Here is a 20822-nt window from a genome sequence, read left to right on the forward strand (position 1 = left end):
GGTAGTCGCCTCAGCGACCGGTCTTCGGGGCCTTCCAGCGGGCGATGCCGCGCGCCACCAGGTTGAGGATCATCACGAAGGCGATCAGCGTGAGGGAGGCCGCCCACGCGCGGTCGTACGCCGCGCCCGAGCCCGCGCTGTTGGCGAACTGCTGGTAGATGTACAGCGGCAGCGACGCCTGCGCGCCCTCGAAGGGGTTGTTGTTGATGAACGGGTTGCCGAACACCAGCAGCAGCACCGGCGCGGTCTCACCGGCGATGCGGGCGACCGCCAGCATGATGCCGGTCGTGATGCCGCCGAGGGAGGTCGGCAGGACCACCTTCAGGATGGTGCGCCACTTCGGCACACCGAGCGCCAGGGACGCCTCGCGCAGCTCGTTCGGGACGAGCTTGAGCATCTCCTCGGTGGAGCGGACGACCACGGGCATCATCAGGATGGCCAGGGCCAGCGATCCGGCGAAGCCGAACGGCTGCATCTCGAAGATGAGCATCAGGCTGAGGATGAACAGACCCGCGACGATCGACGGGATACCGGTCATCACGTCGACGAAGAACGTGACGGCCTTGGCGAGCCGGCCGCGGCCGTACTCGACCAGGTAGATCGCGGTGAGCACGCCGATCGGGGCACCGATGGCGGTGGCCAGGCCGACCTGCTCCAGGCTGCCGATGATGGCGTGGTAGATGCCGCCGCCGGGCTCGGTGTCGGCGACGACCCCCATCGAGTGGGACAGGAAGTAGAAGTCGAGGACCTTCGCACCGCGCGCGACGGTCACCCAGATCAGGGAGATCAGCGGGATCACGGCGATCACGAAGGCGACCCAGACGAGGCTGGTGGCGACCCGGTCCTTGGCCTGCCGGCGGCCCTCGACGCGCGCGGCGACGCCGTAGGTGCCGAGAACGAACAGGAGGCCGGCGATCAGACCCCACTGGATCTTGCTGTCCAGGCCGGCGGCCGCGCTGATGCCGATGCCCAGGGCGACGGAGCCCGCGGCGATCGCCCACGGGGTCCACCTGGGCAGGCTGGCCGCGCGCAGGGTGCTGGGGCGCTTGTCGGTGACGGCTGCGGTGCTCATGCGTTGGCCCCCGAGTACTCCGCGCGACGGGCGATGATCAGCCGGGCCGCGCCGTTGACCACCAGGGTGATGACGAACAGGACCAGGCCGGAGGCGATGAGCGCGTCACGGCCGAACTCGTCCGCCTCACTGAACTTGCTGGCGATGTTCTGGGCGAAGGTCCCGCCGCCCGGGTTGAGCAGGCTGGCCTGGATGTCGAAGGTCGGGGAGAGAACGGTGGCCACGGCCATCGTCTCGCCGAGCGCGCGGCCGAGGCCGAGCATGGAGGCGGAGATCACACCGGAGCGGCCGAAGGGCAGCACCGACATGCGGATGACCTCCCAGCGCGTGGCGCCGAGGGCCAGGGCCGCCTCCTCGTGCGTCTGCGGGACCTGGCGGAAGACCTCACGGCTGACGTTGGTGATGATCGGCAGGATCATGATCGCGAGCAGGATGCCGACGGTCAGCATCGAGCGCGGCGCGCCCTCGTCCCAGGAGAAGGCCCCGGTCCAGCCGAAGAAGTCGTCGAGCCAGCCGAACAGGCCGTTCATGTGCGGCACGAGGACGAGCGCGCCCCAGAGGCCGTACACGATGGACGGGACCGCGGCGAGCAGGTCGATCACGTAGGCGACCGGGCCGGACATGCGGCGCGGGGCGTAGTGCGTGATGAACAGCGCGATCGCGACCGCGACCGGGACCGCGATGGCCATGGCGATGACCGAGGAGACGATCGTGCCGAAGGCCAGCACCGCGATGCCGAAGGTCGGCGGCTGGATGTTGGTGTTCCACTCGAAGGTGGTCAGGAAGTTGCCGTGGTCCTTGCTGATGGCGAGGGCGGCGCGGTAGGTGAGGAACCCCGCGATCGCGGCCATGATCACCAGCAGCAGGATGCCCGAGCCGCGGGACAGGCCGAGGAAGATGCGGTCACCGGGGCGGGTCGCGCCACGGGCGTTGCGCTTCCGTTCGACCACCGTGGGCTGGGGTGGCGTAGGAGGAGGAACGTCTGTTTTCGTCGATATGTCCATCGGGTTCTCCGGTCTGCGGAGCCGTACGCCCCGAAGGGGCCCCGGCTCCTGGCGGCGGTGCACCGGACGGTGCGGCCCGGGTCGTGGAGAACCGGGCCGCACTCACGGATCAGGTCAGCTCAGGCCGTCGACGGTCGTGCGGACCTTGGCGATGATCTCGTCGGGCACGGGCGCGTAGCCGATGCTCGGGAGGATCTTCTGACCGTCCTCGCTGGCGATGTAGCGAAGGAACGCCTTGGTGGCGGGCAGGGTGTCCGCCTTGTTGCCCTTGTCGCAGACGATCTCGTAGGTGACCAGGGTGATCGGGTAGGCGCCCTCGGCCTTGGTCTTGTAGTCCAGCTTGAGGGACAGGTCCTTGCCGGTGCCGACGACCTTCGCGGCGGCGATGTCGGCGGTGGCGCTCTCGGAGCTGGGCGCGACCGGCTTGCTGGCGCCGGTGTCGATGGACACGGCCTTGAGGCCGTCCTTGACGTAGGACAGCTCGAAGTAACCGATGGCGCCGGAGGTCTGCTTCACCTGCTGGGCCACACCGGCGGACTGCGGAGCGGACTGGCCGCCCTTGGCCTGCCAGGCCTTGCCGCCGTCGTACTTCCAGTTGTCCGGGGTGGTGGCGATCAGGTACTTGGTGAAGTTGTCCGTGGTACCGGACTCGTCCGAGCGGTGGAAGGCCTGGATCTTCAGGTCGGGGAGCTTCACGCCCTTGTTCAGCGCGGCGATCGCCGGGTCGTTCCACTTGGTGATCTTGCTGTCGAAGATCTTGGCGAGCGTCGGGGCGTCCAGGACCAGGTTGTCGACACCCGGGACGTTGTAACCGATGGCGATGGGGCCGCCGACCATCGGCAGGTCGATGCCCTGGCCGCCGTTGCAGACCTTCTTGGAGGCGGTGACCTCGTCGGGCTTCAGCGCCGAGTCGGAGCCGGCGAAGGCGACCTGGCCCTGCGTGAACGCGGTGACACCGGCGCCGGAGCCGCCGCCCTTGTAGTTGATCTGCACCTTGCACGCCTGGGAGAACTGCTTGACCCAGGCGTCGATCGCGTTCTTCTGCGCGGAGGAGCCGTCTGCGAGGAGCTGACCCTTGGCGTCGTCGCACTTGACCGACCCGGCGTTGGTGGCCGCGGACGAGTTGCCCGACGTCTTGTCGCCGTTGTCGTCGGAGCCGCACGCCGTCAGGGCAAGGGCGCCGGTGACGGCGACAGCACCGAGGGAAAGGGCGCGCAGCCGGTTCTTGCGCTGAAGCTTCACTTTCAGGGGTTCCTTCCAGGAGCCGCCGCTGTCGGCGGCGCGCGAGGGTAAGTGGTGCGAGAGCGCATCCATGACCGCACTCCGCACCGGGTAGGGCCGAAATTAGGCAGAACAGGTGAAGCCACCGATGGCCAGAAGTAAACGGAGGGTGAACCCCTGCCGTCGGCCTGGTTAGGTCACGGAATGCTTACGTAGAGGGCACATGGAGGTTCCGACGAGCGGGTTGCATCGGGCGCGTGTTCGGCGTTCTTCACCCGATCGGGGGAACCCCGCGGTGCGGGCCGTCGTCTTGGTCCTGAGAGGCCGAGGAAAGGCGACGGACATGGAACGGCGTACGTTCATCTCGGGCGGCGCGGCCGCCCTGGCGACGACCGCACTGACCGCGTGCGGTGCGGGCGGCGGCTCCGCCGCCCCCGCGGCGGCGCACACCGGTACGCCGTCGCAGTCATCCTCCCTGTCGTCGCTGAAGACCACCAGCGCGAGCGCGGCGGCGAACTGGGCCGCCCTCGCCCGTGACCTGGACGGCAGCCTGGTACGGCCCGGCGACGCCTCCTGGACGACGGCCCATCGGCTGTACAACACCCGCTTCGACGGCCTGAAGCCGGCCGCGGTGGCCTACGTCGCGCACGCCGCGGACATCCGGACGACCCTGGCGTACGCCCACGCGCACCACATCAAGGTGTCGATCCGCAACGGCGGCCACTCCTACGCCGGCTACTCCTCCGGCGACAACCGCCTCGTCCTCGACGTCTCCCGGCTCAACCGCATCAGGGTCAGCGGCGGCCAGGCCGTCGTCGGCGCCGGCGCCAAGCTGATCGACGTCTACCGCGGACTGGCCGCGAAGGGCGTGACCATACCCGCGGGCTCCTGCCCCACCGTCGGCGTCTCCGGCCTGGTGCTCGGCGGCGGCCACGGCGTCGCCTCCCGCGCCTACGGCCTGACCTGCGACAGCCTCACCCAGGCCACCCTGATCACGGCGGACGGCACCCAGCTCACCGCCGACGCCACCCACCACTCCGACCTCTTCTGGGCGCTGCGCGGCGCCGGCAACGGCAACTTCGGCGTCGTCACCGAGCTGCACTTCACGACGCACGCCGCGCCACAGGCCGTGACCGCCTACCTGACCTGGCCCTGGTCCAAGGCCGCCAAGGTGCTCAAGGCATGGCAGGAGTGGGGCCCGAGCCAGCCCGACGAGATCTGGTCCTCCCTGCACCTGTCCTGCTCCCCGGGCCGCACCCCGGCCATCTCCGTGTCCTGCTTCTCCCTCGGCACCTACGGCGAACTCCAGAACGCCGTGGACCGCCTGGCCCACCTGGCCGGCGCGAACGCCTCCTCCGTCTCCCTGCACCGCCGCGGCTACGAGGAGGCCATGGAGATCTACGCCGGCTGCTCCTCCTTCTCCGCCGACGCCCAGTGCCATCTGCCGGGCTCCACCCCGGGCCGCTCCCCGCAGGGCAAGCTGGGCCGCGAGACGTACGCGGCCCGCTCCGACTTCTTCGACCGCTCGCTGTCCGCGGCCGGCATCCAGACGGTGCTCAAGCAGATCGCCGCGGTGCGCGGCGGCGGGGGCAGCATCGCGTTCACGGCGCTCGGCGGCGCGGTCAACCGGGTCTCCCCGACCGCGACCGCGTTCGTCCACCGCCGCTCCCGGATGCTGGCCCAGTACATCGCCTCCTGGGGCGCGGGCGCCTCCGGCGGCACCGCCCAGTCCTGGCTGGCCTCGGCCCATGACGCGATGAAGCCGTACGCCTCGGGCGCCGCCTACCAGAACTACACCGACTCGACACTGAAGGACTGGAAGAAGGCGTACTACGGGGACGCGGCGGCCCGCCTGGCCAAGGTGAAGAAGAGTTACGACCCGCAGCGCTTCTTCTCCTACGGCCAGGGGCTGTAGCGCACAGCGGCCGTGCCCCGCGGAGGCCCCCAGAGCCCTGACCCTGCCCCGCGGAAAGCGTGACCGCCGAGAGCCGTGAGCCCGGCCCGCGGAAAGCGTGACCGCCGAGAGCCGTGAGCCCGGCCCGCGGAGAGCGTGACCGCCGAGTGGTCCGACCCCGGCCCGCGGCGGCCGGAGCCGTCAGCAGTGGCAGAGCACGTCCACCAGGACGGCCTCCGGATCGAGGCGCTCCAGATGGCCGGCGGCCCACTCCCGGTAGCCCTCGGTGCCGGCGTCCCGCCAGCGGCCGTCGAGCGTGAGCAGGGCGTGACCGGGGACGACCGCGCGCGGGTCCTCCACCCGGGCGGCGTGCGGCGCCTCGCGCCCCCGTACCGCCCGCCGGCGCATCGCGGCCAGGTCGAGCAGTCCGCGAGGGCCGCCGTAGCACTCCAGCGGGCCGAGCGGCGCGAGGTCGGCCGCGCTTGGGGGGACGGTGCCGGCGGTGAGGAGCCTCGGGTCACCGTCGTGCTCGGGACGGACGACGTACGGGGTCCCGGGACGGACGTGGATCATCCACCCGTCCCACTCCCCCACCGGATTCCAGTCGTCGGTGGCGTTCATGTCGTACGGCGCCATGGCCACGGCTATCGCGTCCGGCACCCGGTGGGGCGGGGTGGGCGGCAGGCACACCGTGGCGAGGAACTTGGTCATGCGGTGGAGCGTAGGGCTAGGCCGCCAGGTCGCGCTCCTCGGATTCCACCGGCTTGCGGGCGCTGGGCAGCAGGGCGTCCCGGCCGCTGTCGGCCGCCGGCCGGCGCCGGACGAGCCGGCCCGCCCGGGGCGAACGCTCCACGGCCCGCACCAGCGGGGTGAGCAGGGCCATGGCCGGCGGGGACAGGAGCAGGACCACCGCCGTACCGAGGGCGAAGCCGCCGACCACGTCCGTGGGATAGTGCACGCCCATGTAGACCCGGCAGAAGCCCTCCAGCAGGGCCAGACCGATACCGGCGAGACCGAAGCGGCGGTTGGCGACGAAGAGTCCCACGCCGAGCGCCATCGTGATCGTCGCGTGGTCGCTGACGAAGGAGAAGTCGGACTTGCCGTCGACGAGGACGTCCAGGCCCTGGTGGTCGACGAAGGGGCGGGGGCGCTCCACGAAACCGCGTATCGGGACGTTCACCAGCACCGCGAGGCCGGCCGCGAGCGGGGCCCACACCAGCGCGGCCACCGAGGACGCCGCGTCCCCGCCGCCGCGGCGCCGCACGGTCCACCAGCACCACAGGACCAGCAGCACCATGGCGATCAGCAGGCCGTACTCACCGACGAACTCCATGATCCGGTCGAACCAGCCGGGAGCGCCCTTGGCCAGGCCATTGATGTCGTAGAGCAGGCCGACGTCGGGGTTCGATCCGGATTCGGCGAGTACAGCCATGGTGCTGCGGCCCCTTCGTCGTTCGTCCGGACGCACCGGGTGTGCGTCGCTCCTGCCCCCCGTGTTTCGTAGATCCGCTTCCGCTGCACTGCCGCACTGACGTCCGCTCGGCTACGTCAACAGGAACGCACGGCCACCGTCAATACGTTCCACTCTCCACTGAATGATCACGCAGACGTTATCGAAGAGAGACTCATCATCGCAGCTCAGGGGGCGACTTCACGCTCGGTTCACACGGTCGTGGGGAGCGCTTTCGCGCCATCCTCGGTTACCCGAGTGGCGCCGAAATAGTCGGGGGTGTCGACCGGGTCGAAACGGATCACGGCGCCGGTGCGCGGGGCGTCGATCATGTACCCGCCGCCGACGTAGATACCCACGTGCCGGATGGCCCGGGAGTCGTTGTGGTCGTCCGAGAAGAACACCAGGTCACCCGGCAGCAGTTGGTCCCGCGAGGGGTGCGGTCCGGCGTTGTACTGGTCGTTGGCGACCCGCGGCAGACCGATCCCGACCTTCTCGTACGCGGCCTTGGTCAGGCCCGAGCAGTCGAAGCGCCCGCCCTGGTCGGCCGTGCCGTTGCCGCCCCACAGGTACGGCGTGCCGAGCCGGCTCTGCGCGAAGGAGATGGCACCGGCGGCCTGCCGGGTGGGATCGATCCGGGTGACCGGCGCGGCGAAGCTCTTCTCCAGGCTGCGGATCCGCTGGACGTAGTTCTGCGTCTCGCTGATGGCGGGGACCCCGCCGGACCTGATGACGCGGTAGGCACCGGCGTTGTAGGCGGCGAGCATGTTGTCGGAGACGTCGCCCGGCACCTCCTTCACGTACTTCGCCAGCTCGCAGTCGTACGAGGCGGCCGACGGGATCGCGTCGTCCGGGTCCCAGATATCCCGCCTGCCGTCACCGTCGCCGTCGATGCCGTGGGTCGCCCAGGTGCTGGGGATGAACTGGGCGATGCCGCGGGCGTCGGCCGGGCTGACGACGGTCGGGTTCCAGCCGCTCTCCTGGTAGAGCTGGGCGGCGAGCAGCGCGGGGCTGAGCGCCGGGCACAGGTTGCCCCACTGCTGCACGAGCTGCTTGTAGGCAGCCGGCACGGCCCCCTTGGCCAGCCCCCGGCTCCCCGAGGTCACCCCGTTGACCAGGTTCCCGGCCACGACGTAGACGCCGACGACGAGCAGCATGACGAAGCTCAACCCGCCGCCCACGACGGCGCCACCGACGACCCACGTCCTACGCACCGTCAACCGCCCCTCGTCATCGGCCAGTCCACCGGCAGCAGTCTAAAAGCCGACGTGTCACGGCACGAGAACATCGGCCAAGCCTCACAACGCGCTGCCCTGCCCATACATTGACACCCGCAACGGCGGACCGCGGCGAGGCGGGCCGCGCCAGCTGGGGAGGTGGATCGGATGCCCTGGGAAGAGTGGAACCGACTCGTAACCGACGCGAAGGACCGCGGCTCCACCAAGACGCAGCTCAACCACTTGGCCGACCCGGGTGGCGGCGGCAGCAGTACGTACGGCGACCTCAAGGTCGGCAACGCCGATCTTGTGCGGATCGGCAAAGAGGCCCACTCGCTTCACGACCAGCTGCGGACCAAGGCCCGGGTCGCGCAGTCGGCGACCGAGTCGGCAGCCGCCGACCTCGCGAAGCAGGATTTCAGGCTGGGCAAGGCCCTGAAGCACGTAGCCCGGCGATGGGACGAACAGCTGACGTCACTGCAGGACGCGTGCGCCCAGATCTCCCACCACATGCACGTCACCCAGAAGATCCACGGCGGTGACGACGGGCACATCGGGCGGGCGATGAGCAGCATCGACACGCTGGACGCCGGGTTCGACGACCGGGTGGGAGAGCCGGGTGACAAGAACCCGGTGTACTACCCGAAGAAGGAGCGGTGAGTGAGACCGTCCAGTGAAGTTCGAAGACCTCTACCACGCCAACTTCAAGCTGCTCGACGACGCCGTCGACGACTGGGACCTGCTCGTACGCAACCTGACGGAACTGCGGAAACAGGCGCGTGACGGCCTGCACGACAAGGCGGTCAAGGCCGACTGGCACGGCGTCAACGCCGATGTCTCCAAGGGCTTCGTCGGCAAGACCGCCGGTGAGTTCGGTGACGCCGCCAAGGAGGCGGCGTCGGTCCACAACATCCTGCGGGACACCAGGGACGAGCTGAAAGGCCACAAGGAGCGGCTGCACCAGGTCATCGAGAACGGCCGGAAAAAGAACCTCACCGTGCTGCCGTCGGGCGACGGCGGTTTCACCGTCACCATGGCCGTCCATCCCGACCGCGCCGCGCACGGCACCGAGGTTCCCGGCCACAGCGTCGCGGACGAGAAAGCCCTGCGCGACGAGGTGCAGAAGATCCTCGACCACGCCGCCACGAGTGACGGCACCGCCTCCGACGTCCTCATGGCGCTCATGGACGAAAGCAAGTACGGCTTCTCCGACGTCGTCTACAAGGACCGCGACCAGGCGGCGAAGGCGGTGCAGGAGGCCGACAAGCTGGCCAAGCTGGCGCGGAAGGATCCGAAGGACCTGACCGCCGAGGACTTCGACGCGATCAACGCCGGCCTGAAGCAGTACCACAGCGACCCTCTGTTCGCGGAGGAGTTCGCCGAGCGGCTCGGCCCCAAGGGCACGATGGCGTTCTGGCTGGGTCTCCACGACGGACGCGAGGGCGCGCATCTGGCCTACGACCGCGGACACCAGTTCGACGACCTCCAGAAGAACCTGAGTCTGACCCTGGCCACCGCCAGCCAGTCGGACAGCTCGGGCATGACGGCGTGGAAGCAGCAGGTGATCACTCTCGGCAACAAGCCGGTCGGCGACCACGGCGGCGTGCTCGGCTTCCAGGTGATGAGCAACCTGATGCGCAACGGCGACTTCGAAGACACCTTCATGACCGACTACGGCCGCGCCCTGATGAGGACCGAACGGTTCTACACGGACGACGGCAAGAACGTCGCCTGGCAGGCGAACATCTGCCCGCGCCTGAACTACGAGGGCACCGATGGCGGATGGGATCCGCTCAACGGATACCTGAAGGGCCTGGCGAACAATCCCGCGGCGGCCACGGACTTCTTCAACGAGGACTTCGTCCCGAAGGACGGAGACCACGAGAAGGCCGTCTCCGACTTCGAGTACCTCTTCAAGCAGCGGCAGTGGCCGATGGATATCCACGACACCCACGACGTCCACAGCATCGCCGGCCAGAACTACCTGGCCCAGGCGTTGGAGGCGGCGACCACCGGGCACCCCGCCGGAGAGATGCCGACTCCCGACACACCGGCGCACACCAGCGGCCAGACCTACCTGTTCCAGGAGATCGTCTCCGCCACCGCCGACACACCGGAACTCCTCACGGACCGCGGCTACATGTCCGACAGCATGGGCCAAATCGCTTCGGAATACCTACCGGACATCAACCGGGCGATCAGCGACGTGCCCCATGAAGACAAGCTGTATCCCATCGACGGCTCCGCGGCCCGCCTCGATCACCGGGAGGTGGACAAGTTCTTGTTCGCCGTGGGACAGAATCCCGAGGGATACGCCGCCGTCGAGGTGGGCCGGAAGGCCTACATGTCGAGACTGATGGATTACCACCTGAACCCCGACCTGCCTGCCGACCGGCGCTTCACCAGCGATCACTCCCTCCTCGTCCAGACCGTGGCGGAGAAGAGCGGAGAAAATCTCCGGGACGCTCAGCATGGGACGCATGGAGGCAATCGGCAGCTGGGCGAAGGGACGAGACGACTCCTTCGATCATGCCGTCGCCCAGTACCAGAACCTGCTCTCCGGCGGCATCGGCACCGTCGTCGGCGCCGGCACCTCGTTCATCGGGTCACCCTTGGCCGGGGCGGTTGTCGGCGGGGCCGCAGGTACCGCGACCGGATCGGTCTTGCAGATGATTTTCCAAGACGCCCAGGGGAACGCCGCGGACAACGCCCAGGACACACAAGGAATGGTCTGGCAGCACGGCCATGACCAAAATGGAAAGTACACAGAACGGGCGGCTGAACTCGCGGTACAGCACTATCACCTGAACCCGGATCTCGTGGTCTACGCAGGCAACGCAGCGAATCAGGGTTATAACAATGCCTGGGCCATCATTCACGGCCAGTCTCCGGGCAGTGCCGCTGACATTCCCTGAGACAACTGGACAAGGAGAGTCCATGTACGCCCGCCGGCCACTTGCAGGGCTGCGTCTCGCGGCCACCGTAACCGTCGCTTCCACTCTTCTCGTCACGCTCTCCGGGTGCAGCGGTGAGGACGAAGAGCGCGAGTATGCACCCCCACAATCGTTGTGCGGCATTCCAGTCGATGCCAAGGCTCTCGCTCCGTTCCTACCACCCGGCCGAAAACTGAGTGTCAAGCAGGAAGTGGCCAATGGAAACACTGCACGTTGCGTGGTTCGGGTCGACACCCGCCTCGCTGTCCAGACAAGTGAGCACTGGCTGTCGGGTGACCACGACACGGCCTACTTCGTGGCGGGACAGCCGAATTCCGAGCTCAGCCATCAGGCCGATGGGGGCAGGTTCCTCTACTCCGGCAACGAAGCATTCGGGAAAACGCGTAAGTGCGTAAGCAAGAAACTTCTGGGCAGCGAATTGTTCACTGCCTTCCAAGTATTTACCTCAGACCACCGGGATGCGAATGCCATGAAGCAGCTCATCGTCTCGTACACGAACGCTGTCGAAAAGACTGACACCTGCAAGGCCGGAAAGCCACTGACGTAGCGCCGAGACCTCTCCTGTCACCAGTACAACACCGCCCCTGGCACCACCCCGTCAAGGGTTCTCCGTCGCGTCCCGGTACAGTTCCGCCGCCGCTCTCCCCAGCACCACGCTGTAGGAGATGTCGGCCGTGGCGCCGCCCTTCTCGTGGCCGCCCAGGATGCCGACCACATGGCTGTCGCCGTTCACCCAGGGACTGCCACTGGTGCCGCTGGTGAACTCGGGACAGGCGATGCGCTGCTGCGTACCGCTCTCACGGGCCGGCCTGTTGGTGCAGGTTATGGGCGTATCCCGGGAGTCGGGATAGCCGGTGACGGTCACCGCGGTGGCACCGGTGGCCGTCCCGGTCGCGAGCCGGTTCGCCCCGACCACCTCCTCCAACCGCCGGCCACCCCGGTCGGCGACGACGGCGAAGGCGATGTCGCTGTCCTCGTCCTGGCCCTCGACCCACCCGTCGGGCAGGAACCGCCGCGTCACCTTCCACATCCCGTACGGCGCCCGCCCGTCCCGGTAGCCCGGCGCGAACACCAGGTCCCCGTTGTCCGCGTCCACGCAGTGCGCCGCGGTGACGAGGAGATCGGCCTGCGGGCTGTGCACCACCGACGCGGTACAGAAGTGGCCGCCCACCGGTCCATCGTCCGCCTCGAACAGCGCACCCACCCGGCCGCTCCGCCGGGTCGCGTCGGCGTCGACGGTGACCCCGAGGGGTCCCCGCCCGTCGTCGGCGGCGGCCACGGAGGCCGAGGTCAGGGCGAGCAGCACCACAGCTCCGAGCAGCGCGGGCCGTGAGGTGACCGAGATGCGGGGGATGCGCTTCATCACGTCTCACTCTTGCCCGCGAAGGTGAGAAACGCGCTTCAACTTCCCTGAGTTTTTCCTGTAAACCTCCGAGCCCCGTCACCACCGCACCGAGAGGAGCCCGGGGACGGGAAGCGGAGCAGCACCGTGACAGCGGCGGCCGGGGCGCCCGGTGGTCGCACCGGCCAGAGGGCGCGCGGGGACAATCGTCGGACCGTACGCCCTCAGACCGCACATCCTCGGAGCGCACGTCCTCGGGCGGCTCCGACCACCCGTGTCCGCACCCGTGAGAACATCGAGGCGGCATCTCACCCGACCGGCCGTCAGAAACCGTGCCAGGTCGTAAAGGGGGTCAACGACAGAACCACACGACAGGTTCCGGTCGGACCTCATTGCCCGGCGTGACCTGCCGTGATACACAGAGTGACCGTACGCGCCATTCGTACGAAACCCGTCAGTCAATGACGTCAAGTCGACATACGTTGGCGACGTTGTCGGCGACAATGATGCCTGTCCTCTGCACACGGCAGGGGCACACGCGGAACTACCCACCAGGGGCGGTGACTTACATGCTCTTTGCGGCCGACAAGGGAGACATCAACACCATCATCGGCGGGATCGCTCCGGACTGGGGCCCCTTCGGCAGCCTGGGCAACGAGGCCAAGGTGATGATCGAGGTGGTCATGGCCGTGGCCATCCTCCTCTGCCTCGGCATCGCGGTATGGGGCGCGGCGAAGCAGCGCATCGGCGCGACGGCCCTCCGGGACACCTTCAGCGCGGAACAGGGCAAGGGCCTGATCATCGCCGGCCTCACCGGGGTATTCATCATCGGCTCCCTCGGCACACTGTTCACCATCGTGTACGGCATGGCGGTGTAGCCCCACCCCTTCCGGGCACGCCCGGCAGCGGCTGTCCCCTCCACCCCACCCACCCGTCGTGCCCACCGGCTGAGGTTGCGTTTCCCTGATGTCGAGTCACCACACCGCGCCCGCGCGGGAACCAGCACGGCTACCGTCGTATGTCTACGAGGTGGAGGGGGCGTACGCGGCATGAGTCCCGGAGACGAGCAGAACTACAGCGACTACGCGGAGACGGGGCAGACCCGGACCCGCCTCCCGGAGACCGACCCCTACGGCGGCGCCCCTCGCCGCCCCAACCGCTCCTCCTCCAGAAGCCTGGTGACGGTGGTCGGCGTGGTCGTCCTCCTCATCGCCGCCATCGCCTTCGCCAATCGGGGGGACAACTCGTCTGCCGACGGGCCGTCAGTGAAGGACGACCAGCCGCGGGCAGCGTCAACCGCGGCAAGCGGATCCAAGCCGGTGGAAACAAGGACCGGCAACATCCCGACGGGCTTCGCCCACACGGAGCAGGGCGCACAGAGCGCCGCGGCGAACTACGCGGTGGCATTGGGATCGGCCGACATGTTCAACAAATCCGGCCGCGACTACGTCTTGCAAGCCGTCATCACCCCCAGCCGAGTGACCAGTTCCAAGACGGCCTTCGACCAGGCATACACGCCCGCCTTCAACAAGAGTCTCGGCCTGAACGACGACGGCACCGCCCCGAAGGGCTACACGTTCGTCTCCCGCACCAGTCCGGTCGGTACGAAGGTCACCGAGGCCGCCGGCGACACGGTCACAGTCGAGGTGTGGTGCAGTGGCCTGCTCGGTCTGGCGGGCGAGAATTCCACGAATCCCGTCACCAACAGCTGGTTCACCATCACCATGAAGCTTGAATGGGTCGGCGAGGACTGGAAGATCGTCACGCACTCCCAGAAGGAGGGCCCTGCTCCTGTCCCCGGCGACGACAGGGCCTCCAGTGCCGATGAGATGTCGAAGGCCGTCGATGAGTACGGAGGGTTCACCTATGCCCGCTAACCGAAGCGTACTCAGGCTGGCCGGCACAGTCGCCGTCGCCCAAACGGCTGCGGTCCTAGCGGCCACACGTGCCTTTGCCGCACCCACTCCGCCTTCCTCGCCGACACCCACAGCGACGAAGAGCAGCGACACGTGTGACCTCATCCATGGTGCCGCCCGCGAAATTTGCGAAAGGGACAACGGCTCCTCCGGCGGCTCCTCCGGCGTCACCCCCAACAACCCCCTCACCGACACCCTCGACCCCCTCGCCTCGGTCGCCAAGGGCTGTGCCGACGCCGCCTCCTGGACCATCGGCAAGCTCAGTGACGCCGTGAAGGAAACCGCCAGCGTCGACTTCACCAACCAGGCGTTTCTCAAGCAGTACGCCGTCGTCTTCGCCGCGTCCACCATCCTGACGCTCCTGCTGTGGCTGCTCGCCGTCGCCAAGCGGGCCGTACGCGGCGTGCCGCTCACCACCGCCATCTCCGAAGCCGTCGGCTTCCTCTGGCTCACCGTGCTGGCCTCCGCCTTCACCCCCCTGATCCTGTACACCGTCGTCTCGGCGGCGGACGGCGTGACGGACGTCCTCGCGAAGGCCACCGGCGACCAGGCCGACACCTTCTTCGGCACCTTCTCCGGCGCCCTGAACAAGGGCACCGACATCGGCGGCGGCCCCATCATGCTGATCGTCGTCTCCCTGGTCAGCATCCTCGCCGCCGGCGTCCTATGGCTGGAGCTCGTCATCAGGGCCGCGCTCCTCTACGTCGGCGCCCTCCTCGGCACCGTCGTCTACGCGGGGCTGGTCGACAAGAACCTGTGGGGGCACGTACGGCGCTGGGCCGGCATCATGATCGCCGTCATCCTCGTCAAGCCCGTCATCGTCATCGTGCTCGGCCTCGCCGGCGCGCTCTCCGGCGGCAACGGCCCCGACGCCTTCTCCGCCGTCGTCTCCGGCCTCGCCATCATCCTGCTGGCCATCTTCGCCAGCGCGGCGATCTACCGCTTCGTCCCCGGCTTCGGCGACGAGATCGCGAGCGGCCGCAACAACCGCATCATGCAGGGCGCCGAAGGCAAGGCCGCCGCCGTCATCAGCTCTCCCGCCACCCTCGTCGCCCAGGGCATCAAGACCCACAGCACCCGCGCCGACAGCAACGGAGGCGGCGGGCAGGGCGGCAGCACCCCGCGCCCGGCCAACCCCGCCTCCGGCGGTGTCGCCGCCCACAGCAGCCGTACCCCCACCGGAGGCACCGGCGGAGCCGTCCCCTCCGCCACGCCCGCGCCCCGCGCGGCCAGCCCGGTCAACACCCCGCACGCCAGCAACACCCGCAACAACCGCTCGGGAGGTGAAGGGCGTTGACGACCGAGTCCCACCTGTCCCATCCGGTCACGCCCCGCCGTACGTATCTCATCGGCCGCGCCCGGCCGAACGCGATCGTCGGACGGAACCGCGAGTCCGGCGAGATCGCACTGATCATCGCCGGCGCGTTCCTCGGCATGATGTGCGGCCTCCTCGTACCGGTCCTGTCCCTGCGGATCCTGCTGCTGACGGGCTTCCCGCTGCTCGCGCTCGCCGCGGTCTACGTGCCGTACAAGCGCCGGACCTTCTACAAGTGGTTCGAGATCAACCGCAGCTACAAGCGGACCCTCAAGAACGGGGCCGCCTACCGGTCCGTCGCCATGGAGGCCGGGACCCGCATCGACGGCCGGGAGGTGGAGGTCGGGCCGCCCCCGGGCATCGGGCGGATCTCCTGGCTCGCCGCGCCCTTCGGCCCCGACGAGATCGCCGTACTCCTGCACGCCGACCGCAAGACGGTCACGGCCGCCATCGAGATCGAGGGCCCCGGCGTCGGCCTGCGCGACTCCGAGGACCAGGAGGCCCTGGTCGACCGCTTCGGCACCCTGCTCAAGCACGTCGCCAACGGGGACGGCTTCGTGACCCGGCTGCAGATGCTCGCCCGCACCCTGCCCGCCGACCCGGACGCGCACGCCAAGGACGTCACCCTGCGCGGCGACAGCCGCTCCCCGGACTGGCTCCAGCGGTCCTACGACCAGTTGCAGTCCATGGTGTCCACCAGCAGCGAGCAGCACCGCGCCTACCTCGTCGCCTGCATGCACTACAACCGCGAACTGGCCGCCGAGGCGCACGCCATGGCCCGCGCCGCCCGCGCCCACGGCAACAAGGTCGACCGGGACGCCGGGCTCGCCGTCGTCATGGCCCGTGAGCTGACCGACATCTGCTCGCGGCTCCAGGAGGCCGACATCCGGGTACGGCAGCCGCTCGGTCAGGGCCGGCTGGCCTCGCTCATCCACTCCATGTACGACCCGGACCACCCCATCGACCACATCCAGGCGATGACCCGGCGCAACGCCTGGCCGGCCGAACTGGACGCCATGGAGCCCACCTTCCTCCAGGCCAAGACCCGGGAGTCCAGCACCCGCGCGCCCTGGTGCCATGCCACCGCCTGGGTGAAGGAGTGGCCCATGACCCCGGTCGGCGTGAACTTCCTCGCCCCGCTCCTCGTCCACACCCCGGACGTCATCCGCACGGTCGCGGTGACCATGGACCTGGAGCCCACCGAGGTCGCCATCGAGCGCATGCTGACCGAGAAGACCAACGACGAGGCCGAGGCGTCCCGCGCCGCCAAGATGAACCGGACCGTCGACCCACGGGACATCGCCGCCCACAACCGCCTCGACCAGCGCGGCGAGGACCTCGCCAGCGGCGCGGCGGGCGTCAACCTCGTCGGCTACATCACCGTCTCCTCCCGCTCACCGGAGGCCCTCGCCCGCGACAAGCGGACGATAAGGGCCTCCGCCGGCAAGTCGTACCTCAAGCTGGAGTGGTGCGACCGAGAGCACCACCGCGCCTTCGTGAACACACTTCCCTTCGCCACCGGCATCCGAAGGTAGGGGCTGATTCACCGATGCGGGATCCGCTGTCCGTCCTCACCGAGGCATTCACCTCCTTCCTCTTCGGGAAGGTGGAGACGACCCGACTGCCGGTGCGCACCTCCACGGGCCAGGCCCAGGCCGTCTATCTGCCCACGGCCGCGCCCGGCCTCGGCGACTCCGGTGTCATCATCGGCCGCGAGGTGTACTCCGGAAAGGGCTACATCTACGACCCCTTCCAGCTCTACGGCCAGCAGCTCCCCGCCCCCCACTGGCTCGTCCTCGGCGAGTCCGGCAACGGCAAGTCGGCGCTGGAGAAGACGTACGTCCTGCGCCAGCTGCGGTTCAAGGACCGCCAGGTCGTCGTCCTGGACGCGCAGGGCGAGGACGGGGTGGGTGAGTGGAACCTCATCGCGCAGGAGCTGGGGATAACACCCATCCGGCTGGACCCCACGGCAGCCCTGGACCACGGGATCCGGCTCAATCCGCTGGACCCCGCGATCACCACGACCGGCCAGCTCGCGCTGCTCCGGACGATCATCGAGGTGGCGATGGGCCACGGCCTGGACGAACGCGCCGGCTTCGCCCTGAAGGTCGCGCACTCGTACGTCAACGAGACCATCGTCGACCGCCAGCCCGTCCTGACCGACATCGTGGAGCAGCTACGGCACCCCGAGCCTGAGTCCGCCGAGGCGATGAACGTCGCCATAGACGACGTACGGGCCTGGGGCCTGGACGTCGCCCTGGTGCTGGACCGGCTCGTCGACGGTGACCTGCGCGGCATGTTCGACGGCCCGACCACGGTCGGCATCGATCTCGACGCGCCCCTCATCGTCTTCGACCTGTCCCACATCGACCGCAACTCCATCGCCATGCCCATCCTCATGGCGATCGTCGGAGTGTGGCTGGAGCACACCTGGATCCGCCCCGACCGGAAGAAGCGCATCTTCCTGGTCGAGGAGGCGTGGCACATCATCAACAGCCCGTTCGTGGCCCAGCTGTTCCAGCGGCTGCTGAAGTTCGGGCGCCGGCTGGGCCTGTCCTTCGTAGCGGTCGTCCACCACCTGTCCGACGTGGTCGACGGGGCCGCGGCGAAGGAGGCGGCGGCCATCCTGAAGATGGCGTCGACCCGGACGATCTACGCCCAGAAGGCCGACGAGGCCCGGGCGACCGGCCGGGTGCTGGGCCTGCCCCGGTGGGCCGTGGAGATCATCCCGACGCTCACCCCCGGCATCGCCGTCTGGGACGTCAACGGCAACGTCCAGGTGGTCAAACACCTGATCACGGAGACGGAACGCCCGCTGGTCTTCACCGACCGCGCGATGACCGAGTCCTCCGCCGAACTCGCGGCCGACGACGCCCTGCGCGCGGCCGAACTGGAGGCCGAGCAGCGGGCCGCGGCCTTCGTGGAACAGCACCTGGGCGACTCCGAGTCGACGGTGGCGTAAGGGGGATGCAGGGTGAGACCGGACGATCGCCGTGACAGCCGCCGGGACGGACAGGGCGGCATCCCCGACGGCCTGCTGATCGGCATGCTCGCGTTCCTCCTCGGGATGACCGTCCTGGTGTGGACCGCCACGGGCCTCGCCGCCTGGTTCGCCCAGGGTGGCTGGCCCGACGGCGTCACCTTCTCCCGCACTCCCCTGGCCATGCGCCATCTCATCGGCCGGCCGCACGACCTCCCCGGCGCCTGGCCGGACACCCCGTCGGCTCAGCTGTCCGGCTGGGGCCTGTTCTGGGGACTGTTCATCGGCCAGCTGATGCTTCTCTTCGTCTGCACGGTGTTCGCCATGGGCACGATGGCTCGCTGGCGGGCGGGGCGGGCGGCCCGGCGGGCGGCCGGCCACACCGCCCGGCAGCCCGTACCGCCGGAGCCGCGGTACGACGTGCCGGCACCCCGCACCGAGCCGGACCCTCGGTACGACCTGCCCGCACCCCGCACCGAGCCGGAGCCGCGGCCGACGCGGCCCCTCCAGGAAACGGTCCCGCAGGCACCGCCCACCGGCGCTCCGGCCACCGGAGAACCGACGGGCGCGTGGGAGACCGGCCGCGTCCATCACGCGGTCGTCCCGCCCACCGCTGCACCGGCGGGCCCGTGGGAAACCGAACGCGTCGATCGCACAGTGCTCTACGCCCCGCCCGCGGCCCGCCGGACGACCGCGGCGCGAGCCGTCCAGGACGCGCCCGGCCCGGCCCTCGTGGTGACGTCGGACCCGGCCCTGTGGGCGGAGACGAAGGACGCCAAGGCCAAACTCGGCCCCACCCTGCTCTACGACCCCGTCCACCTCTGCGACACCCCGGCCCGACTCCACTGGTCCCCCACACGCGGCTGCGAGGACAAACAGACGGCACTGCACAGGGCGGCAGCACTGCTCGCCCCCGTACAGCCCACCGCGAAGATCGACCAGGCGGTGGCGGAGACCGCGGTCACCCTCCTGCGCAGCTACCTCCACGCCGCCGCCCTGGAGAACCGCACCATCCGGCACGTCCACCGCTGGGCCCAGGGCACGCAGGTCCAGGACGCCGTCCGCACCCTCCGCACGCACCCCAAGGCCGCTGCGGGCGCCGCCGGCGAGCTGGAGGCGGCGCTCACCGCGCATCCGGAACGCCGGGACATCGCCCAGGAACTGACGAGCAGGGCGCTGTCGGCGCTGTTCACGGTCAACATCCGCGAGTCCTGCACACCCAACCGAACTGATGCGCTGGCCCTGGATTCCTTCGTCCACGAAGGGGGCACGCTGTATGTGGTCGGTGAATCCATCGAGGACCCGAGGAGCGATCCCGGCGCGATGCCCCTCCTGACGGCCCTCGTCTCCAGCGTGGTCGAGCACGGCCGGCGCATGGCCGAACGGTCATCCTCCGGTCGGCTCGACCCACCACTCACCCTGGTCCTGGACGACATCGCGGCCGTGGCCCCCTTCCCCGAGCTGCCGGCCCTCCTCGCCCCCGGCAACGACCAGGGCCTGCCCACACTCGCGCTGCTCCGCTCCCGGGAACAGGCCCGCGCCCGCTGGCCACACCAGGAACTGCCGGTCTAGGGGGAAGCTCCAGGAACTGCCGGTCCAGGAAGGCAGCTCGGGGAACTGCCGGTCCAGGATGCCGCACCAGGAACTGCCTCTCTATGAAGGCCGCTCCAGGACGAATTCCAGCTCTGTCTCCCCCTCGTTCTTCGAGAACGCCACGACCCGGCCGTTCGGCTCGAAGCCGATCCTTCGGTACGCCGCCTGGGCGCGCGTGTTCTCCTTGTGCACGAACAGCCGTACCCGCTCGGCCCCTCGCTCCCACGCCCACTCCACACCGGCGTCGAACAGCGCTTCGACCAGCCCGTTCCCTCGGTGCTCGGGCCGTACGAACACACCGACCATGTGCCCCTGCCGCCGCTCGACCGGAAACCCGGCCCAGTCCTCCGTCCCGGCCTCCTCCACGAGGAGGGTGACCGAGCCGGCCCACGTCCCGTCGGATGCCTCCGCGATGAACTGCCGGGCCGTGGGCACCTCACCGGATCGGGCCGTGGGCACCTCACCGGATCGCAGGGCCCGGTCCTGCCAGAAGGAGTCCGGCTGGGCCGCCGCTTCCTCGTACACCTCCAGAAAGGCGAGATGCGCGACCGGATCCCGCAGCGCGTCCAGCCGCAGCTGCTTCACCCGCTCCCACTCCTCGGGACGTATGGCGCGAACGACGTAGTCATTCCTGGGCAGCGTGGTCATGTGGCCACGGTAGCCCGCACCTGTGGACCCGTTCACCAGAATTACGGGGCCGGCTGTTCGTCGACCACCGTCCAGGTCGCCTTCTGAATCAGAGATCGTCTGAATGAGAGATCGTCCCGGAAACGCAGAAAACCCCCGCATCGGCCCGATGCGGGGGTTTTCTCAAAAATTGTTCGGCGGCGTCCTACTCTCCCACAGGGTCCCCCCTGCAGTACC

Annotated in this window: 19 protein-coding genes; 11 read left to right on the plus strand and 8 right to left on the minus strand. The window is 69.1% G+C overall.

Annotated features, from left to right (window positions below):
* Positions 1 to 10 precede the first annotated feature (10 nt).
* From pstA to pstS, 3 genes are all read right to left on the minus strand, one after another.
* A complete protein-coding gene (gene pstA, locus ACIGYR_RS32330) occupies positions 11 to 1072 on the minus strand; it encodes a phosphate ABC transporter permease PstA (RefSeq protein WP_399605792.1) in 1062 nt (353 codons plus the stop codon).
* The gene (pstC, locus tag ACIGYR_RS32335) at positions 1069 to 2076 is read right to left on the minus strand and encodes a phosphate ABC transporter permease subunit PstC (protein ID WP_399605789.1); all 1008 of its coding nucleotides are present in this window, start codon (positions 2074 to 2076) and stop codon (positions 1069 to 1071) included. Before pstC ends, pstA begins: the two co-directional genes overlap by 4 nt.
* Positions 2077 to 2190: 114 nt before the next feature.
* A complete protein-coding gene (gene pstS, locus ACIGYR_RS32340; RefSeq protein ID WP_399606347.1) occupies positions 2191 to 3318 on the minus strand; it encodes a phosphate ABC transporter substrate-binding protein PstS in 1128 nt (375 codons plus the stop codon).
* Positions 3319 to 3640: 322 nt separating this feature from the next.
* On the opposite strand from pstS, the gene ACIGYR_RS32345 reads away from it, so the two are divergent.
* On the plus strand, positions 3641 to 5212 hold the full coding sequence (locus ACIGYR_RS32345; protein WP_399605786.1) for an FAD-binding oxidoreductase: 1572 nt from the start codon (positions 3641 to 3643) through the stop codon (positions 5210 to 5212).
* A gap of 180 nt (positions 5213 to 5392) precedes the next feature.
* Here the strand turns inward: ACIGYR_RS32345 and ACIGYR_RS32350 are convergent, their stop codons facing one another.
* From ACIGYR_RS32350 to ACIGYR_RS32360, 3 genes are all read right to left on the minus strand, one after another.
* Positions 5393 to 5902 (minus strand): hypothetical protein, encoded by a 510-nt coding sequence (locus tag ACIGYR_RS32350; RefSeq protein ID WP_399605783.1) that lies wholly within the window; start codon positions 5900 to 5902, stop codon positions 5393 to 5395.
* Between the two features lie 16 nt (positions 5903 to 5918).
* On the minus strand, positions 5919 to 6623 hold the full coding sequence (locus tag ACIGYR_RS32355; protein ID WP_399605781.1) for a phosphatase PAP2 family protein: 705 nt from the start codon (positions 6621 to 6623) through the stop codon (positions 5919 to 5921).
* A gap of 230 nt (positions 6624 to 6853) precedes the next feature.
* Positions 6854 to 7855: an NlpC/P60 family protein gene (locus tag ACIGYR_RS32360; RefSeq protein WP_391846334.1), complete on the minus strand. Its 1002-nt coding sequence runs from the start codon at positions 7853 to 7855 to the stop codon at positions 6854 to 6856.
* Between the two features lie 171 nt (positions 7856 to 8026).
* Here ACIGYR_RS32360 and ACIGYR_RS32365 point away from each other — a divergent pair, with 171 nt between their 5' ends.
* From ACIGYR_RS32365 to ACIGYR_RS32380, 4 genes are read left to right on the plus strand one after another with little or no spacing between them, the layout of a single operon-like run.
* Complete coding sequence (locus tag ACIGYR_RS32365) at positions 8027 to 8518, plus strand: hypothetical protein (protein ID WP_399605777.1); 492 nt, start codon at positions 8027 to 8029, stop codon at positions 8516 to 8518.
* Between the two features lie 13 nt (positions 8519 to 8531).
* Positions 8532 to 10607, plus strand: coding sequence for a hypothetical protein (locus tag ACIGYR_RS32370; protein ID WP_399605775.1), 2076 nt, complete (start codon positions 8532 to 8534; stop codon positions 10605 to 10607).
* Positions 10585 to 10773 carry a hypothetical protein gene (locus ACIGYR_RS32375; RefSeq protein ID WP_399605773.1) on the plus strand — a complete coding sequence of 63 codons (189 nt, stop codon included), beginning with the start codon at positions 10585 to 10587 and terminating at the stop codon, positions 10771 to 10773. The genes ACIGYR_RS32370 and ACIGYR_RS32375 overlap by 23 nt, the downstream gene beginning before the upstream one ends.
* A 22-nt stretch (positions 10774 to 10795) precedes the next feature.
* The gene (locus ACIGYR_RS32380; RefSeq protein ID WP_399605770.1) at positions 10796 to 11359 is read left to right on the plus strand and encodes a hypothetical protein; all 564 of its coding nucleotides are present in this window, start codon (positions 10796 to 10798) and stop codon (positions 11357 to 11359) included.
* A gap of 51 nt (positions 11360 to 11410) precedes the next feature.
* Here ACIGYR_RS32380 and ACIGYR_RS32385 read toward each other — a convergent pair whose 3' ends face one another.
* Positions 11411 to 12175 carry a trypsin-like serine peptidase gene (locus ACIGYR_RS32385; protein ID WP_399605767.1) on the minus strand — a complete coding sequence of 255 codons (765 nt, stop codon included), beginning with the start codon at positions 12173 to 12175 and terminating at the stop codon, positions 11411 to 11413.
* Positions 12176 to 12723: 548 nt separating this feature from the next.
* Here ACIGYR_RS32385 and ACIGYR_RS32390 point away from each other — a divergent pair.
* From ACIGYR_RS32390 to ACIGYR_RS32415, 6 genes are all read left to right on the plus strand, one after another.
* Positions 12724 to 13032 carry a hypothetical protein gene (locus tag ACIGYR_RS32390; protein ID WP_014673544.1) on the plus strand — a complete coding sequence of 103 codons (309 nt, stop codon included), beginning with the start codon at positions 12724 to 12726 and terminating at the stop codon, positions 13030 to 13032.
* Positions 13033 to 13203: 171 nt separating this feature from the next.
* Positions 13204 to 14031, plus strand: coding sequence for a hypothetical protein (locus ACIGYR_RS32395; protein WP_399605765.1), 828 nt, complete (start codon positions 13204 to 13206; stop codon positions 14029 to 14031).
* Positions 14021 to 15367 (plus strand): hypothetical protein, encoded by a 1347-nt coding sequence (locus ACIGYR_RS32400; protein ID WP_399605762.1) that lies wholly within the window; start codon positions 14021 to 14023, stop codon positions 15365 to 15367. Before ACIGYR_RS32395 ends, ACIGYR_RS32400 begins: the two co-directional genes overlap by 11 nt.
* On the plus strand, positions 15364 to 16920 hold the full coding sequence (locus ACIGYR_RS32405) for an SCO6880 family protein (RefSeq protein ID WP_399605759.1): 1557 nt from the start codon (positions 15364 to 15366) through the stop codon (positions 16918 to 16920). Before ACIGYR_RS32400 ends, ACIGYR_RS32405 begins: the two co-directional genes overlap by 4 nt.
* Before the next feature lie 14 nt (positions 16921 to 16934).
* The gene (locus tag ACIGYR_RS32410) at positions 16935 to 18347 is read left to right on the plus strand and encodes an ATP-binding protein (protein ID WP_391846318.1); all 1413 of its coding nucleotides are present in this window, start codon (positions 16935 to 16937) and stop codon (positions 18345 to 18347) included.
* Positions 18348 to 18359: 12 nt separating this feature from the next.
* The gene (locus tag ACIGYR_RS32415) at positions 18360 to 19937 is read left to right on the plus strand and encodes a type VI secretion protein (protein WP_399605755.1); all 1578 of its coding nucleotides are present in this window, start codon (positions 18360 to 18362) and stop codon (positions 19935 to 19937) included.
* Between the two features lie 81 nt (positions 19938 to 20018).
* Here the strand turns inward: ACIGYR_RS32415 and ACIGYR_RS32420 are convergent, their stop codons facing one another.
* Positions 20019 to 20606: a GNAT family N-acetyltransferase gene (locus ACIGYR_RS32420; RefSeq protein ID WP_391846308.1), complete on the minus strand. Its 588-nt coding sequence runs from the start codon at positions 20604 to 20606 to the stop codon at positions 20019 to 20021.
* Positions 20607 to 20822: the final 216 nt, after the last annotated feature.

It is taken from the genome of Streptomyces sp. NPDC053076 (assembly GCF_044546845.1).
Taxonomy (GTDB): Bacteria; Actinomycetota; Actinomycetes; order Streptomycetales; family Streptomycetaceae; genus Streptomyces.

Coding starts and splice junctions, on each gene's coding strand:
- ACIGYR_RS32395 (WP_399605765.1), top strand. CDS start 13,204: ATGAGTCCCGGAGACGAGCAGAACTACAGCGACTACGCGGAGACGGGG.
- ACIGYR_RS32380 (WP_399605770.1), top strand. CDS start 10,796: ATGTACGCCCGCCGGCCACTTGCAGGGCTGCGTCTCGCGGCCACCGTA.
- ACIGYR_RS32350 (WP_399605783.1), bottom strand. CDS start 5,902: ATGACCAAGTTCCTCGCCACGGTGTGCCTGCCGCCCACCCCGCCCCAC.
- ACIGYR_RS32420 (WP_391846308.1), bottom strand. CDS start 20,606: ATGACCACGCTGCCCAGGAATGACTACGTCGTTCGCGCCATACGTCCC.
- pstC (WP_399605789.1), bottom strand. CDS start 2,076: ATGGACATATCGACGAAAACAGACGTTCCTCCTCCTACGCCACCCCAG.
- ACIGYR_RS32365 (WP_399605777.1), top strand. CDS start 8,027: ATGCCCTGGGAAGAGTGGAACCGACTCGTAACCGACGCGAAGGACCGC.
- ACIGYR_RS32375 (WP_399605773.1), top strand. CDS start 10,585: ATGGTCTGGCAGCACGGCCATGACCAAAATGGAAAGTACACAGAACGG.
- ACIGYR_RS32390 (WP_014673544.1), top strand. CDS start 12,724: ATGCTCTTTGCGGCCGACAAGGGAGACATCAACACCATCATCGGCGGG.
- ACIGYR_RS32355 (WP_399605781.1), bottom strand. CDS start 6,623: ATGGCTGTACTCGCCGAATCCGGATCGAACCCCGACGTCGGCCTGCTC.
- ACIGYR_RS32385 (WP_399605767.1), bottom strand. CDS start 12,175: ATGAAGCGCATCCCCCGCATCTCGGTCACCTCACGGCCCGCGCTGCTC.
- ACIGYR_RS32410 (WP_391846318.1), top strand. CDS start 16,935: ATGCGGGATCCGCTGTCCGTCCTCACCGAGGCATTCACCTCCTTCCTC.
- ACIGYR_RS32400 (WP_399605762.1), top strand. CDS start 14,021: ATGCCCGCTAACCGAAGCGTACTCAGGCTGGCCGGCACAGTCGCCGTC.
- pstA (WP_399605792.1), bottom strand. CDS start 1,072: ATGAGCACCGCAGCCGTCACCGACAAGCGCCCCAGCACCCTGCGCGCG.
- ACIGYR_RS32345 (WP_399605786.1), top strand. CDS start 3,641: ATGGAACGGCGTACGTTCATCTCGGGCGGCGCGGCCGCCCTGGCGACG.